14 protein-coding genes are annotated in these 15,940 nt (G+C 72.4%); 7 read left to right on the plus strand and 7 right to left on the minus strand.

Annotated elements, in window-relative coordinates; genetic code table 11:
- Positions 1 to 110 precede the first annotated feature (110 nt).
- From ACFPFQ_RS15950 to ACFPFQ_RS15960, 3 genes are all read left to right on the plus strand, one after another.
- On the plus strand, positions 111 to 233 hold the full coding sequence (locus ACFPFQ_RS15950; RefSeq protein ID WP_379619414.1) for a hypothetical protein: 123 nt from the start codon (positions 111 to 113) through the stop codon (positions 231 to 233).
- 30 nt (positions 234 to 263) lie between these two features.
- Positions 264 to 479, plus strand: coding sequence for a DUF1918 domain-containing protein (locus tag ACFPFQ_RS15955; protein WP_379619416.1), 216 nt, complete (start codon positions 264 to 266; stop codon positions 477 to 479).
- Positions 480 to 620: 141 nt separating this feature from the next.
- Complete coding sequence (locus tag ACFPFQ_RS15960) at positions 621 to 815, plus strand: DUF1918 domain-containing protein (protein ID WP_379619418.1); 195 nt, start codon at positions 621 to 623, stop codon at positions 813 to 815.
- Between the two features lie 30 nt (positions 816 to 845).
- Here ACFPFQ_RS15960 and ACFPFQ_RS15965 read toward each other — a convergent pair whose 3' ends face one another.
- A complete protein-coding gene (locus tag ACFPFQ_RS15965) occupies positions 846 to 3,308 on the minus strand; it encodes a glycoside hydrolase family 65 protein (RefSeq protein WP_379619420.1) in 2,463 nt (820 codons plus the stop codon).
- The gene (locus tag ACFPFQ_RS15970) at positions 3,305 to 3,565 is read right to left on the minus strand and encodes an SHOCT domain-containing protein (RefSeq protein ID WP_379619422.1); all 261 of its coding nucleotides are present in this window, start codon (positions 3,563 to 3,565) and stop codon (positions 3,305 to 3,307) included. The genes ACFPFQ_RS15965 and ACFPFQ_RS15970 overlap by 4 nt, the downstream gene beginning before the upstream one ends.
- A gap of 215 nt (positions 3,566 to 3,780) precedes the next feature.
- Here ACFPFQ_RS15970 and ACFPFQ_RS15975 point away from each other — a divergent pair, with 215 nt between their 5' ends.
- Entirely contained in the window at positions 3,781 to 4,782 is a 1,002-nt protein-coding gene (locus ACFPFQ_RS15975; RefSeq protein ID WP_379619424.1) for an Acg family FMN-binding oxidoreductase, read from the plus strand.
- Between the two features lie 36 nt (positions 4,783 to 4,818).
- Here the strand turns inward: ACFPFQ_RS15975 and ACFPFQ_RS15980 are convergent, their stop codons facing one another.
- The 4 genes from ACFPFQ_RS15980 to ACFPFQ_RS15995 all read right to left on the minus strand — a co-directional run bounded on the left by ACFPFQ_RS15980 (position 4,819) and on the right by ACFPFQ_RS15995 (position 9,461).
- The gene (locus ACFPFQ_RS15980; protein ID WP_379619426.1) at positions 4,819 to 6,357 is read right to left on the minus strand and encodes a CHAD domain-containing protein; all 1,539 of its coding nucleotides are present in this window, start codon (positions 6,355 to 6,357) and stop codon (positions 4,819 to 4,821) included.
- 446 nt (positions 6,358 to 6,803) lie between these two features.
- Positions 6,804 to 7,805 carry a potassium channel family protein gene (locus ACFPFQ_RS15985; protein ID WP_379619428.1) on the minus strand — a complete coding sequence of 334 codons (1,002 nt, stop codon included), beginning with the start codon at positions 7,803 to 7,805 and terminating at the stop codon, positions 6,804 to 6,806.
- Between the two features lie 119 nt (positions 7,806 to 7,924).
- Positions 7,925 to 8,581, minus strand: coding sequence for a GNAT family N-acetyltransferase (locus ACFPFQ_RS15990; protein ID WP_379619430.1), 657 nt, complete (start codon positions 8,579 to 8,581; stop codon positions 7,925 to 7,927).
- 157 nt (positions 8,582 to 8,738) lie between these two features.
- Positions 8,739 to 9,461: a VIT1/CCC1 transporter family protein gene (locus ACFPFQ_RS15995; protein ID WP_379619432.1), complete on the minus strand. Its 723-nt coding sequence runs from the start codon at positions 9,459 to 9,461 to the stop codon at positions 8,739 to 8,741.
- 205 nt (positions 9,462 to 9,666) lie between these two features.
- On the opposite strand from ACFPFQ_RS15995, the gene ACFPFQ_RS16000 reads away from it, so the two are divergent.
- Positions 9,667 to 11,412 (plus strand): CocE/NonD family hydrolase, encoded by a 1,746-nt coding sequence (locus ACFPFQ_RS16000; protein ID WP_379619433.1) that lies wholly within the window; start codon positions 9,667 to 9,669, stop codon positions 11,410 to 11,412.
- A gap of 5 nt (positions 11,413 to 11,417) precedes the next feature.
- Positions 11,418 to 11,657, plus strand: a complete 240-nt coding sequence (locus ACFPFQ_RS16005; protein ID WP_379619435.1) for a hypothetical protein — start codon at positions 11,418 to 11,420, stop codon at positions 11,655 to 11,657.
- Between the two features lie 199 nt (positions 11,658 to 11,856).
- On the opposite strand, the gene ACFPFQ_RS16010 is transcribed toward ACFPFQ_RS16005, so the two are convergent.
- Positions 11,857 to 12,957, minus strand: a complete 1,101-nt coding sequence (locus tag ACFPFQ_RS16010; RefSeq protein WP_379619437.1) for a lysylphosphatidylglycerol synthase transmembrane domain-containing protein — start codon at positions 12,955 to 12,957, stop codon at positions 11,857 to 11,859.
- A 348-nt stretch (positions 12,958 to 13,305) separates the two neighbouring features.
- Between ACFPFQ_RS16010 and mgtA the strand changes: the two genes are divergently transcribed.
- Positions 13,306 to 15,921: a magnesium-translocating P-type ATPase gene (mgtA, locus tag ACFPFQ_RS16015; RefSeq protein WP_379619439.1), complete on the plus strand. Its 2,616-nt coding sequence runs from the start codon at positions 13,306 to 13,308 to the stop codon at positions 15,919 to 15,921.
- Positions 15,922 to 15,940: the final 19 nt, after the last annotated feature.

Below are 15,940 nucleotides of genomic sequence, written 5' to 3' on the forward strand. Positions count from 1 at the left end.
CTGTTCCACCGGAGGCCCGGCCGAGGGGACCTCTGCGCCATCGCGACCGGGACCTTCGCCCCTCGCTCCGACAGCGGCCGACTCCTAGGTTGTGTCACAAGGGACGGTCGATGGCCTTCGTGATCCAGATCGTCGCTGGCAAGGCGCCGCTCCGGTCCGGTGTACGGGACGTACCTGGACGGGGCGGCAACACCGAAGCGCTGCTCAACTGCTACCACCACGATGCCGGGTGAACTGCACGTCGAGACGATCGAGGAGCGAACATGCACGCACGGATCGGAGACTGGCTGGTCGTCGAGGGCAACACGCCCGACGAGCACCGCAGGCAGGGCGAGATCGTCCGGTTGGCACACGCCGACGGAACTCCCCCGTACTGGGTGCGATGGGTCGAGGACGAGCACGAGTCGCTGGTCTTTCCCGGCCCGAGCGCGCGGATCGAGTCCCACCCGGTGGCCCCGTCGGTCGGGTTCCGGCACTGACCACCCGGATCGGCACCCTCGGTGACGCGTCGAAGGACGGGGTCCAAGGGCACTGGCCGCGCATCCGATGCCGCTGCACGCTGGGGTCACACCGGCCGATCGCGCAGGCCCGGCCGGACACAACATTCCGTGGAGGAAACCATGCACGCAGCCATTGGCGACCACATCGTCGTCGAGTCCGCCACGATCGACTCCCGGCCTCGCCGGGGGCAGGTGGTCGAGGTCATCGGTGTGGACGAGGCCGAGCACTACCGGGTGCGCTGGCAGGACGGGCACGAGTCGCTGTACTTCCCCGGCGGGGATGCCCATGTCGTCACCGACGACCGGCCGGAGTGAGCGTCCTGCTGTCATGACCGTTCGACCGGCTCAAGCGCGGGGTTCCCCCAGCGGGTGCGCAGCGGGGACGCTGCCGAGCTGGGCGTCCTCGCCCATGTCGAACTCGACCGTGGTTCCCGGGTGGAGCTCGCGCAGCGCGGTACCGCAGCCGACCATGATCGTTCCGCGGCCGCCTCCGGAGGCGACGCTGACCTGCCGGCCGCTCACCGCGACGGTCAGCGGCCGCCCGCGGTAGAGCACCTCGAACTCCAACCGGCCGAACCGGCGCGGCCAGTGCGGGTTGAACCACAGCGCATCCCCGCGCGTCTCCAGCCCGGCGAAGCAACGCTGCAGCAGGTCGACGCAGCCGGCCATGGCGCCCAGGTGCACACCCTCCGCGGTGGTGCCGCCCTGGATGTCGGCGACGTCGCTGCGCAGTGCCTGCTCGAAGAGCTCCAGTGCCTGCTCGCGGTGGGATCTGGCCAGCACCCACGCGTGGACGAGCGCGCTGAGCGTGGAGCCGTGCGCCGTGCGGGCGAGGTAGTACTCGATCGTACTGGGGATCTGGCCGGGTTCGAGCGGATAGCCCAGCCTGCCGAACAGGTCGCGCAGCTCGTCGGCCGACAGGAGGAAGAACAGCATGAGGACATCGGCCTGCTTGGACACCTGGTAGTCATCGACCGATCGGCCCTCCGACTCCAGGATGCGGTCGAGCCGCTGGATGTCGCCGTAGCGACGCCGGTAGTCGGGCCAGTCCAGCTCGGCCAGGTCCCGGTAGCCGTCGAACTGGCTGATCACCCCGTCCGCGGCGATCGGCACGAACATCCGCCTGCTGACATCCTCCCAGTGCAGCAGCTCCGCCGGTCCGAGGTCGAGCGATTCGATCAGCTCGGTCCGCCGCACTGCCGGCAGCGCTGCGAGGACGTCCTGCGCGCGGCACAGCAGCCACACCGTCATGACGTTGGTGTAGGCGTTGTCGTCGATGCCGGGCTCCGGCGCGTTCGGGTAACGCGTGCTGTACTCGTCGGGGCCCATCACACCGCGGATCCGGTAGCGGTCGGTCGCGGGATCGAGGCGCGCCAGCCCGGCGAAGAACCGCGCGATCTCCAGGAGCACCTCCGCACCGTGATCGGCGAGGAACTCGAGGTCGCCGGTCGCCTGGAAGTACTGCCAGACGCTGTAGGCGATCGCCAGCCCGACGTGCCGCTGGAGTCGGCTCGGGTCCGGCACCCACCGGCCCGACCGCGGGTTCAGATGCGCGCGCTGGCTCTCCTCACGCCCGTCGCTGCCCGACTGCCATGGATACATCGCGCCGGTGTGCCCCGCCGCGGCGGCGGCCCGGCGAGCCGCGTCCAGCCGGCGAACGCGGTATTGCAGCAGGCCACGGGCGAGCGCGGGGCTGCGCAGCGTCAACATGGGGAACACGAACAGCTCGTCCCAGAACACGTGGCCGCGGTAGGCCTCGCCGTGCAGCCCGCGGGCCGGCACGCCGGCGTCCAGGTCGATCGCCCGCGCGGACACCGACTGCAGCACGTGGAACGTGCACAGGCGCAGCGTCCGCAGCGTGTCGTCGCCGACGCCACCGCGCCCGTCGGTCAGGTCCAGACGGAACCGGCGCCAGAGCTGGTACCAGGCCAGCTCGTGGCTCCCCACCAGCGCCTCGAAGCCACCGGCCGCGTCGAGTTCGGACATTGCCGCCACGGCGGGCTCGGAGACGGCGACATCGTGCGCCGTCACGATGGCCACGATCTTCTCGACGGTGACCGCGCGTCCCTGCTCGAGGTCGAGGTCGATCTCGTGCGCGATCCGGTCGCGCTGCCGGTCGACGCGGCGCGCGCGCTCGGCGACGCCGCCTTCGACCCGGGTTCTCGCCGCGACCGCGATCCGCACCCGTGACTGGGTGGTCTGGGCGACGAGCAGCAGGCGCTCCCGGTCCGCCGGTTCGGCCGAGAGCACCTCGAGATGCCGCGACGCCATGTCCCGGTAACGGGCGACGCCGGAGTTGGTCACCGAGCCGTCGATGCCGGAGGCGACCCGCAGCCGACCGGACCAGTTGTCGGCGGTGATCACAGTCTGCAGCCCGGCCAGATGTGGTCGCGACATGTGCACGAACCGGCGCTGCCGCACCGTGGTCCGCCGGCCGATGGGGTCGGCGAAGGTCCGGACCCGGCTGAGCAGCCCGCGCCGCATGTCGAGGGTGACGCGGTGCTCGATGAGCTCGCCGTCCGGCATCCCGACCCAGCCGCCGTCCGCGACCGCGAAGCGGAGATCGAGCCAGTTGGGGAGGTTGACCAGGCTCTCGGTCTCGATGTCCATCTCGCCGATCCGGTCGACGAGCCGGTTGTAACAGCCCGCAGCATAGGTGCCCGGATGATGGACGTCATCGGCCGCGCCGGCCTCCGGCAGTGCCCCACGCGTGGCGAACTGGCCGTTGCCCAGGGTCAGGAGTGCCTCTCGACGACCCTCGTCGGCCGGGTCCCAGCCCTTGAACACGAGCGTCCAGGCATCGGTCATCGCCACTTCCTCGCCGTCGGCGGGTCAGCGGTTCCGCGCAACGCAGCACGGCGCCGGGCGAACTCCTCCTCGTCGATCTCGCCCCGGGCGAAGCGCTCGGCAAGCACCTCCTCGGCGGATCCGGTGGCCGCGCTCCGCCGGCGCGTCCCGCGGGCCAGCACCACACCCACCGTCACCAGTGCGGCCAGCAGCACGAGCAGGACGAACCCGCCTCCGGCGACCCCGAACCAACCGGGCCAGTTGCCCCACCACATCATCGCGGTCTCCTCCAGCTCGTCCGGTGTTCGAGTACTCAGCGTGCACCCGGGCCGGGCACAGCGGCGCGGGCCGAACGACCTGCGCTCCCGGGACAGCAGGCACCCCTTCCACGCCCCGTGCGATGGACCGGTCTCAGGTCCTACGCCTCTGCCGCGGACCCAGCGCGCCACCGATCCTGGGGGGCGCTCGATCCCGGACAACCCCGAGGAGTCCCATGCACCCGACCGTGGAGTCGAGAGTCCCTGAGATCGCGGCCGCCGTCGCGCGCGCGTTGCGCGCACCGTCGGTGCACAACACCCAGCCGTGGCGCTGGCGGATCGACCCCGCGGCGATCGAGCTGCATGCCGACTGGGACCGGCACCTGGCGGCCACCGACCCGGACCGCCGCGATCTCGTGATCAGCTGTGGGGCCGCCCTGCACCATCTCGCCGTGGCGCTGGCCGCGATCGACCGGTCCGTCACGATCGACCGGATGCCGGATCCCGAGGACGCGGGTCACCTCGCCACCATCCACCTGGGATCGGGTCCTGGTGACGCCGAGGACGCGGCCCTGTATGCGGCCATCGACGAGCGACGCACCGAGCGCCGCCGGATGAGCCACCTGCCGGTGCCCGCGACGGCCGTCGACGACCTCGTCCGAGAGGCCGCACGCCTCGGCGTGCTGCTCGTGCCCGTCTCGGGTGACGCGATGCGCGCCCGGCTCAGCGACGCGCTCGTCCGCGCCGCGCGGGAGCAGGCCGCCACCCCGGGCTACCTGGCCGAGCTGCGGCTGTGGACCGAGCGGTATCCCGGTTCGCACGACGGCGTCCCGGCGGCCGCCGTCGCCCCCGTTCCGCCCGGCCTGCCGACCCCGTCGCCGCTGCGGCGGTTCCCGCACGCTCGCCTCCAGCAGCCCCGCCAGCTGACCGGGCACGGCCGCCCCGACGACGCAGCGGAGTTCCTGGTCGTCGTGACCCCCACGGACGGGATCGTCGACCGGCTGCGCGCCGGGGAGGCCACGAGTGCCGTCCTGCTCGCCGCCACCCGCGGGGGACTGGCCACGACGCCGCTGAGCCAGGGGATGGAGATCGAGGCGACCCGGCACGCGATCCGCACCGAGGTGCTGCACGTGCCGGAGCATCCCCAGTTGCTGCTGCGCGTCGGATGGCCGGCCACCGAGAGCGAGGCGCTGCCACCGACCCCGCGCCGCGACATCCGATCGGTGCTCGTCTCCTGAGCGCTCGGCGAGCGCCGGACCGAGCCCGGGCCCGACCTACCGGCTCAGCCAACCGACGTTGCGCCGGTGGCGCAACCCCTTCCCCACCGTGGGCACCTCGGACTCGGCCTGCGCAGCTCGGACGGCCTCGGCCCCGTGCAGCAGCCCGTAGGTGAACGCGTTGGCACCGTCGAGATGCGCGGCCACAGCCAGCTCCCGTAGCACCGCGCGGGAGACCAGGGTGTCCTGGTGTGCTCCCAGCACGTCCTGCATGCGGGAGAGCGGGCGTTGCAGCTTGCGGGCCGGCCCGCCGATAGCCGGGACCGCCGCTTCCGCGGCGTAGCGCAGCCGCTTGGCCCTCGTGCGTGCCGCGTGCAGGGCCTCGTCGCGCTCCGGACCGGGCTCGGCCCGTTCCGCGTCCGCGATGCGGCGCTCGAGCGTCCGGTAGACGCGCCCGACGCTGCGCGGCAGCTCCCGGCGGGCCGCGCGCTCGGCCCTGGCGGTGAACGGCGGATCGGCCAGCGTCGCATCGACGAGCCGGAGCAGGGCCAGATAGCGATCGCTGTTCAGCGCCGAGAGGGCACGCTTGCGGGCATCGGCCCCGCGGCGGGCGAACGTCGCGGTCGTCGCCGCGCGGACCGGGCCGAGCACCAGGTCCGGCGGCAGCTGCGCCAGCATGGCGGTGATGTGCTCGGCGAGCACCTCACCGTCGCGGGCTGGCGCGAGCTCGCCGGCGAACCAGGCCAGCTCCTCGATCAGCGGGCCGGTGCGGCCCCGGTCGAGGACCCGCCCGAACGCCTGCAGCGCGCTGCGCAGGCGCCGGGCGGAGACCCGCATCTGGTGCACCGCGTCCTCCCGATCCAAGCGCACCAGTGGGTCGTTGCGGCGCAGCTCGTGCGCGTGCGTCCGCAGGTAGGCGACCACCACGCTGCCCGCGTCGCTGCGAGGGCCGGGAACCGACGGGGCGGCCGCCGCGCGCTCATCCCCGTCCAGCGCCCGCCCGAGCTTGGTCGCCGAACCGGATCGGTGCAGGCCCGCGGCCAGCAGGCGCCGCTCCACCTTGTCGAGCAGGCTCCGTGACCCGCTGCCGCCGAGCTCGACCTCGATCTCGCGCCACCGCCTGCTGCCGGCATCCGCGCCGAAGGTTCGTGCGGTCACATCGTCGTCGACCAGTTCGGCCCGCAGCGCACCGTCCCCATCGGGGAGGACCCACCGGCGGCGCCGGGTGGTCAGCTCGGCGACCGGCTCCAGCTCGGCGCCTCGGGCGTAGGCGCGCACGAGCGCCACCAGCGCGGCAGGCGGGCGGCTGCGGGCGCGGGTGAGCGGCACCTGCAGTTCCTCGCGGTGATCGGGCCCGGCCGGGAGCTTGAGATGCCATCCCGCGTCCTTGCCTCCCGTGCGGCGGCGCAGCGTGACCCCGTCGTGCAGGAGGAGCAGGTCCGGCGTGTCGAAGTAGACGGCCTCCAGGAGGTCGTCGACAGGCGCGGGCACGGCTCCCGCGCCCAGCAGTTCTGCCGGATCGGGGAGGGTGAGATCGGCGGTGGTGTCGTACTTGCGCTCGATCTCCTGCGTCGCCGTGACGCCATCACCAGTCATGGAGACGGTCTACCGGATCGGACGGACCGGCACACCGGCCATCCGGCCCGGCCTGCCAGGACATTTGTCCTGGGCAGGACGGGATGAGCCCATCGGGGCCTGGCGACACCACAGGTCGGGTCGATCGGCACTGCCCGGTCGGTGGCGGGCGGCGCGACGCTCATGTTCTGCCGAGGATGGGAGACGACGATGAGCATGGCGGAACATCCGGATCAGATGCGCGACATCTGCTGCCCGACGTGCTGGGGATACGACGAGGGACACCCCTGCATCTGTTCCGGATCGGTGGAGCCGGGCACGTCCTCGACGGACTGATCAGCGTCGGTTCGTTGGCACTCTGACCCGCGGGTGCGGGTCCGTTGGGCCCTGATGCGCAAGGAGGCGGAGGGCAGACCGGCCGATCTCACCGTGGAGCGCGGCATGGACTTCACCGGCGCGGCGCCGGCTCACGAGCTGTGACCGCTCGGCGCGACGTAGCGCCGCACGTCCGCGAGCTGCAGTGCCGTGCCCAGCACGATCAGCACGGACTGTGCCTCGATCGGTGTGTCGACCGGCGGGTCGGGGAGGAAGAGCCCACCCGGACGGCGCAGCGCCAGCAGCAGCGCACCGGTCTCCGCGCGCAGCGCCTCGCGCCGCAGTGGCCGGTCCAGCAGCACCGAACCGGGCCCGATCTCGACCTGCTCCATCCTGAGGTCGAGCGTCTCGTCGTGCATCACGACGTCGAAGAACTCGGCGACGTGCGGTTGCAGGGCGAACGCGGCCATCCGGCGCCCACCGATCAGCTGTGGGTTCACCACCCGGTCGGCGCCCGCCCGCATCAGCGTGGCGACCGACGACTCGCTGCGGGCCCGCGCGATGATCACCAGATCGGGGCGGCGGGCGCGCGCCGACAACGTGAGGTACACGTTGTCGGCGTCGGTGTCGACCGCGGCGACCAGCGCCCTGGCCCGGTCGAGACCGGCAGCGACGAGCACGGCGTCGTCGGTCACGTCGCCCAGCACGACCGGGTGCTCGACGCCCTCGAGCTGGGCCGGATCGCGGTCGACGACCACGATCCGCTGGCCGACGCCGCTGAAGTAGGACTCGCTCGACTTCCCGACCCGGCCCCACCCGCAGACGATGACGTGGCCGCTCATCCGATTGATCACGCGATCCATCCGGCGCCTCCCGACGTGCGCGCGCAGCTCCCCCTCCACGATCCCCTCGAGCAGGACGCCGAACGTGTAGAGGGCGGTGCCCACTCCGGCGAGGATCAGGACGATCGTGAACACCTGGCCGGCGGCGCCGAAGGGATGCACCTCGCGGAACCCGACAGTGGTGATGGTCGTGACCGTCTGGTAGACGGCCTCGAGCAACCCGAATCCCAGCCCGACGTAGCCGAGCGTGCCGACGACCAGTACGACGCACAGCGCCGCCAGCGCCAGCCGGATGCGCCGCAGCCGATCCATGATCTGATGGTTCACACCCGACCCGCGCGGGGATGCGGCCGAAGGCCCCGTCCGCGGGGTCCCAAGGACCCGCAGAGGCGCCCGTCCGCCCGTTCCCGCGGACTGTCGGGCGACGCCGTTCACGCACTCGTCGCCCTGCCGACGCCGGGTTCGCCCGCGGCCCCCTCCCCGGGGGAGGCGATGGCGGCGAAGCGACGAAGGACCGACCGCCCGGTCGGCTCCGCGGCCGGCCGCCAGGCGAGGTTGTGCACGTGTGCGTTCGCGGTGCTGCCGTCCCAGGCGATCTCGGCGTCCTTGTCGAACTGGTCGATCAGCCCGAACGTGGGCCCGTTGGTGGTCTGGACGTCGGCGGTGAACTCGCTGATGCCGAGCTCGGCGGCTCGCTGCGCGAGAGCCGTCAGCAGCGCGGTGGCAACGCCACGGCGCTGCCAGGCATCGGCCACCACGACGGCGAGCTCGGCGGCGTCGACCCGCTGCTTGTCGCGGACGAACCGGGCCACCCCGATCAGCTCCGCCGATCCCGGGGTGATCGCGACCATCGCCTCGTGGTCGTGATGGTCGATCGCGGTCAGGTAGTCCACCATCGCGTGGGTCAGGTGCGGAAGGCCCGTGTGAAAGCGACGGTAGCGCGATTCGGCGCTCAACCCGTCGACCATCGCCACCAGGCCGGGACCGTCACGGCGACGCAGCGGGCGGATGGTCACCCGGTCTCCCGAGGACAGCAGCACGGGATCTCCTGCTCCGGTGGGCCACCCACCATCGACGTCCTCGCTCATCGATACCGCCCTCCACAATCGCAGCGACGACCGCCGGCGATGATGATCCGGCCACGAGACTGGTCACGGCGGCGATGGTTCAAGGTCCGGTGGACGCATCCGACGAGGACGAACGACCGCTCTCGCACGGCTCCGGCGGGCTCCGCGACCGGCGCGATCACCCGACAGCACCACCGATGAGGTGCCCGATGCCGTAGGTGACCGCCAGCCCCAGCGCCCCGCCGACCACGACCCGCAGGACGGCGCGGTGGACGGCGCTGCCGCCGATGCGGGCACTGACGGCGCCGGCGAGGGCGAGCGCCACCAGCACCACGGCTACCGTGACGGGTACCCGCCACCCTGTTGGTGGGAGCAGGATCGCGATCAGCGGCAGGAGCGCGCCGAGCGTGAAGGCCAGCGCGGAGGCCCCGGCGGCCTGCAGCGGGCTCGTCAGCTCGTCCGGGTCGATCTTGAGCTCGGCCTCGACGTGCGCCGCGAACGCGTTGTGGGCCGTCAACTCCATCGCCACCGTGTGCGCGGTGGCCGTGGACAGCCCCTTGGCCCGGTAGATCGCGGCGAGCTCGGCGAGCTCGTCCTCGGGGGTCTCGGCCAGCTCGCGCCGCTCGGTGGCGAGCTGGGCGAGCTCGGTGTCGCGCTGGCTGCTGACCGAGACGTACTCGCCCAGTGCCATCGACACCGCCCCCGCCACCAGCCCGGCCACCCCCGCGGTGAGGACGGGAATCCGCTCGACCGTTGCGCCGGCGACCCCGACGACCAGGCCGGCCACCGACACGATGCCGTCGTTGGCTCCGAGCACGCCCGCTCGTAGCCAGTTCAGCCGGGAACCCAGCCCTGCCGCATGGGGCTCGCGGCCATGGGCGGCAGGCTCGGGCGCGGTCATGGGACCTCCTTCGCTAGGGTCAGCACTCCCACCACCCAACCCCGCGCGGCTCGTCGCGATCAAGTGCCGAAGGACCCCGGCGGTCGGGCTCCGGACCGAACAGGACCGCGGCACAGGTCCATCGGCGGCTCGGCGGGAGCGGTCGGCCCTGTCCGGGCTCCGCCCGTCCGGTGCAGGGTGGCCGTCTCGACACGAGGAGTGCACGATGTCCGGAGCGCTCGGTTCGAGCAACCGGTCCGGGATGGGGATGGTGCCCCCCTGGCCCGAGCTCGTCCATCCCTGGCGCAGGCCCGGGGCAGTCCGCTACGGGCTCGCGCGGCTGTGGTCGATCCTCCGGCCACCGATCACGATCCACCAGCCCGCACCCGGCACGCTGCACGTCGAGCGCGACGTGGCGGCAGTGGTGCGCGACGGCACGGTGCTGCGTGTGAACGTCCACCGGCCGCCCGGGCCGGGCCCGTTCCCGGTGATCCTCTCGGCGCACCCGTACGGCAAGGACAGCGTGCCGGCCCGCTCTTCGCGTGGCCACCGGCTGCCGGTGCAGTACCGGCTCATGCGCCAACCGACCCCGATCGCGACGTCGAGCCTGACCGGCTGGGAGGCGCCAGATCCCGTCTGGTGGGTGGCGCAGGGCTACGCCGTCGTCAACGCCGATCTGCGGGGAGCCGGGACGTCCGGGGGGACGGGCACGCTGCTCTCGGACCGGGAGGGCGAGGACGTCCACGACCTCGTCGAGTGGGCGGCTCGGCAGCCGTGGAGCAGCGGCGGGGTCGGCCTGCTGGGGGTGTCCTACCTGGCGCTGTCGCAGTACAAGGCGGCGGCCCTGCACCCGCCGGGGCTGCGCGCGATCTGCCCGTGGGAGGGCTTCACGGACGCCTACCGCGACCTGTTCACGCCCGGTGGCGTCTACGAGAACGGGTTCGCGAGCCTGTGGAGCCGGATCATCACCCGGAGCGTGCGCCTCACCGTCGCGCTGCCACGGCAACGACGGCGCCACCCGCTGCGGGACGGCTGGTGGCAGTCCCTCGTCCCCGAACTCGCCGCGATCGAGGTGCCGATGCTGGTCTGCGCGAGCTTCTCGGACAACTGCGTGCACAGCCGCGGCTCGTTCCGGGCCTTCGAGCAGGTCGGGTCCAGCGACCGCTTCGCCTACACCCACCGCGGCGGCAAGTGGGACACCTTCTACGGTGCCCCGGCGCGGCAGGCCCAGCTGGCGTTCTTCGAGCGCTACGTCCGCGGGGTCGACGTCGCGGCGCCGCCCCGCGTGCGGCTGGAGGTGCGCGAGGACCGCGACCGGATCGTCGAGGTACGGGAGGAGTCCGCGTGGCCGCTCGCGAGCACCCGCTGGACGCGGCTGCACCTCGCCTCCGGCGGTGCGCTCACCCTGGCGGCGCCGCACCGAGCAGGCACCCTCACCTTCGATCCCCGCAGACAGGCGGCGGCCTTCACGTGGAGGGTGGCTGCGGACGTGGAGCTGACCGGGCCGATGGCGGCCACCGTATGGGTCGAGACGCACGGCGCGCCCGACGCCGACCTCGTCATCGGAGTCGAGAAGTGGCGTTCCGGGCGCTACGTACCCTTCGAGGGCTCCTACGGATGGGGCCGCGACCGCGTCTGCACGGGCTGGCAGAAGGTGTCGCTGCGGAGGCTCGACACCGCGGGGTCGACGCCGTACGCCCCGGTCCCCACGCTCCGCCACCCGCAACCCGTCGGACCGGGCGAGGTCGTCGCGGTGGCGGTCGCGCTGGGCCCGTCGGCCACCCGGTTCCGCGCCGGTGAGTGCTTGCGCCTGGTCGTGGCCGGGCGGTGGCTCTCGACCCGCAACCCGTTCACCGGTCAGTTCCCCGGCCACTACCGCACCCGCTCCCCCCGGCGGCTCACGCTGCACTGGGGTCCTGACCGGCCTGCGCACCTGCTCGTGCCCGACGTCCCCATCGGCGCCGGTTCCTGATCACCATGGACGGCGTCCAGCCCGCGCTCGGTGATCAGGTCGACTACGACTTCACCCGACTCGACACCCCATTGATAGGCGAGGACGCTCAAGAGCGCGCCATTCGGCATTCACGAAGCTCTCAGAAACCGCAGGTAGAACGCCCCGAAGATGAGCACGATCCCGAGGTTCACCAGCAGCCGGCCCCAGAACTCGTTCCTGAAGAACAGGACATCCACGCCGACCACCACCGCGATCAGCAGTAATATGTAGAGCACGAGAATTGCCCGACTTCCCATCATTTCTCCACTACGCGCGATGGAACAACCGGGGCGGGGCCTGATTCCACGAAGGTCTGATGCTGTCGGACTCGGATCTGGCGAGAACCCACCCCCGCGTCCCGAAGCCTATCGGTCCTGACCGGCGCGCCAGCACCAGAACGCACACCACTCCCAACGGCCAGGATCATCGACGGGCATGACGGTCCGGCGCCGGGATGTCGAGTCGGAGCGAGAGGTAGCTCAGCAGGCCGGCGGGAACGGGCAGCCAGAAGCTCACCACCCGCCACCCGAGCACGGCGACGAGTGCCGGTGCGGCGGGCACCCCGAACGCGACCAGCGCCGGCACCAGCACCCCCTCCACGACGCCGATCCCGCCCGGTGTGATCGGCAGCACCCCGAGCGTGCTGGCCAGCCCGAACCCGACGAGAACACCGACCGGATCGACCGGCTGCCCGAGCGCGAGCAGGAACACCTCCAGCGCGGCGGCATCCAGCAGCCAGTTGAGCCCCGCCCAGGTCGTGGCCAGTGCGAGCCGCCGGCGATCGCGCCCGATCCGGCGCACCTGCTCGACGACGTCACGCGACTGCCGCTCGAGCTGGCGCACCCACGTTGCGTGGATCCGCGCGGCGACGCGCCGCAGCGCCGGCCCGACCCGGCCCAGCCCGCGGGGCGCGACGACCGTCACGAGCAGCACGTCCGCGGCGGCGACCAGGCCGATGACCACCGCGAGCTCGACGAGCCGGATGCCGCCGTGCAGGGGGATCGCGATCAGCAGCGCGGCCCAGAGGATCACGTGCAGGATCATGGCGGACACGACGCCCTGGACACCCGCGAGCAGGACGGCGTCGGACCGGCCCACCCCGGCGTCGGTCAGCAGCCGGTAGCGCAGCGCGGCCGTCCCCGCGGGCCCGCCCGGCAGGACGTGACCCGCGCCCCAGGTGGTCAGATCGATTCGCACCACACGCGACAGTGGCGGTCGGCCCGCCCGCCCCAGCAGCGCCCGGGTGTAGAGGCCGTAGGCCAGTATCGACAGCGCCTCCAGGGCAACCCCCGGCACGAACCACCATGCCTGCACCCCCCGCACGGCCTCCCGGACCGAGTCGACGTCGGCGAGAAGGGGCACGATCCCGTACTCGATCACGATGAGCAGCACGACGAGGCCGACGCCGCGGCGAACCCACCGGCGGCCGGGCGAGCGCGACGGGGGGCCCGGCACGTCCGGTTCGTCGCCTGTGGGTCGCGCGCCCGGGTCCGAGCCGGCCGGCACCGTGCCTGAGGTCGTCACGACCCCAGTGCAGCGGAGATCAGGCAGACCCGGCAGGGCCGACGGTCCCGTTCTCGCGCGCGAAACGGGCCGGCTGCTCGCCGTGCGGGGAGTGACCGGATCCGTCGAAGACCTCGAGTCGGCTGTTCGGGAGCCAACCTCCGCAACACGACGCCGATCGTCGTTCTGCGAGTGGGCACTGCGGCGGCGCTGCCGGCCGGTCGGCCGGTCGGCCGGTGGAAAGGTGATGGCCATCCTCCGGCCGTTCGGCCCGTACGTTCCCGGCTCGGGCGGGACCGAGCGGGCAGACCGTGATCAGGGCCGTTCGACCCTGTCCCCCGGCACCGAGCGGCGACTAGACACCACGATGTGGACACTGCGGTGGGCGTGCAACTGCCGCCGGTAGCCGCGCGCATGACGGCCGCCGACGCAGCCGCGCGCGGCGCCACGGATGTCCTGACGGCGCTCGCGACCGGGCCGACCGGCCTGAGCACCACGGACGTCACAGCGCGGCGGGCGGCCGTCGGCCCCAACGCGGTGCGCAGCCACCACGCCCGCCCGCTCGCGGTGCTGGGCAGGCAATTGCGCAGCGCGCTGCTGGTCCTGCTGCTCGTCACCGCCGCCGTCTCGTACCTCCTCGGGGAGCGCACGGACGCAGTGATCATCGGCGTGATCCTCGCGGCGAGCGTGGGGCTGGGCTTCGTCAACGAGTACCGCGCCGAGCGCGCGGCGGAGGCACTGCACACCGCGGTCCGGTACCGAGTCGTCGTACTCCGCGATGCGGTGCCGGTCGAGGTGGCCGTCACCGACCTCGTGCCCGGTGACGTCGTCCGGCTGGCGATGGGTGAGGTCGTTCCCGCGGACCTGCGCCTGCTGGAGACCACCGGTCTGGAGTGCAACGAGAGCGTGCTGACCGGCGAGACCGCGGCGGCGGCGAAGGACCCCGCACCGGTCGCTCCCGGTGCCGAGCTCGCGGAGCTGAGCTCGTGCGCCCTGATGGGCACGGTGGTGCAGGCCGGTAGCGGGACCGGCGTCGTGGTCGCCACCGGCGCCCGCACCGCGTTCGGGCGGATCGCCGTCGGGTTGGGTGAGCGCCAGCCAGAGACCGAGTTCCAGGTCGGGTTGCGCCGCTACTCGATGCTGTTGCTCTACGTCGCACTGGTGCTCAGCGCGTTCATCCTGGCCACCAATGTGCTGCTCGCCCGCCCGTTGCTGGATGCCCTGCTGTTCTCACTCGCCATCGCCGTGGGGATCACCCCGCAGCTGCTCCCCGCGGTGGTCAGCATGAGCCTGGCGACCGGGTCCCGACGCCTCGCACGGCACAAGGTGCTGGTGAAGCGCTTGGTGTGCATCGAGGACCTGGGCGACATGGATGTGCTTGTCACCGACAAGACCGGCACCCTCACCGAGGGCAGCGTCAGCTTCAGCGCCGCGCTCGACGCCGCGGGTGCCCCGTCCGACGAGGTGTTCCGCAAGGGCCTGCTCGCGACGGAGTCCGAAGGCGTCGGCGGGAATCCGCTCGACGCGGCGCTCTGGGCTGCGGCCGCCACCCCGGCGCCCGCCGGACGCCGGATCGGCACGCTCCCGTTCGATCACGACCGGCGCATGGTGTCGGTACTGATCGACGAGCCGAGCGGCGGCCCACTGCTGGTGGTCAAGGGTGCCCCCGAGACCGTGCTCGCACGCTGCACCGAGGTGCCACCGGCCGCCGCCGCGACGCTGCGGTCGCTGTTCGCCGACGGAAGCCGGGTGATCGCCGTCGCCAGCAGGTCCCTTCCCGCCACGCGCTCCCCAGCACCCGACGACGAGCACGACCTGACCCTCGACGGGTTCCTCGTGTTCCTCGACCGGCCGAAGGCCGACGCCGGTGACGCGCTGCGGCGGCTGGCGGCACTCGGCATCGCGGTCAAGGTCGCGACCGGCGACAACGCTCTGGTGGCCGAGAAGGTCTGCGCGGAACTGGGCCTCGTGTCCGGCGGCACGCTGGTGGGCACCGACATCGAGGCGATGGACGACGAGCACCTCACCGCTGCCGCCGAGACGGCGACGATCTTCGCTCGCGTCGCGCCGGAGCAGAAGGCCAGGATCATCCGGCTGCTGCGCACCCGGGGCCGCGACGTCGGGTTCCTCGGCGACGGGGTGAACGACGCGCTCGCGCTGCATGCCGCCGACATCGGGATCTCGGTCGACACCGCCACCGACGTCGCCAAGGACGCTGCCGACGTCCTGCTCCTGGAGAAGGACCTCGGCGTGCTGGCCGGCGGCGTCGCCGAGGGACGGCGGACCTTCGCCAACACCATCAAGTACGTGCTGATGGGAACCTCGAGCAACTTCGGCAACATGTTCAGCGCCGCCGGGGCGGCCGCGATCCTGCCGTTCCTGCCGATGCTGCCCTCGCAGATCCTGCTCACCAACCTCCTCTACGACGCCGGCCAGCTCAGCATCCCCACCGACAACGTCGACGACGCCCAGATGCGCGCGCCGTCGCACTGGGACCTGCACATGATCCGGCGGTTCATGCTGTTCTTCGGGCCGGTGAGCTCGCTGTTCGACTTCCTGACCTTCGGGATCATGCTGGGAGCGCTGCACGCAGGCCCGGACCTGTTCCGCTCCGGATGGTTCGTCGAATCGCTCGCCACCCAGACGCTGGTGATCTTCGCCATTCGCACCCGGCGGGTTCCGTTCCTGCGGAGCCGCCCGAGCACGCCGCTCACCTGCGCCACCCTCGCTGTCGTCGCGGTCGGGGTGGCGCTGCCGTTCACCCCGCTGGCCGGCGTGCTGGGCTTCCAGCCCCTGCCGCCGGCCTTCCTCGCGGTGCTCGCCGGGCTGATCGTCGTCTACCTGATCCTCATCGAGGTCGCCAAGACGCTGTTCTACAGCGAGCGGGTCGCACCCGTGCCGGATCGACGCCGACGCGACACGACGCACCGCATCCACCGGCGCGCGAGCCGGTTCAGCCACCGCGGACCGCTGGCCGACCGCTGACCTCGGCCCGTCCGTCGGT

It is taken from the genome of Pseudonocardia sp. GCM10023141, assembly GCF_042653605.1.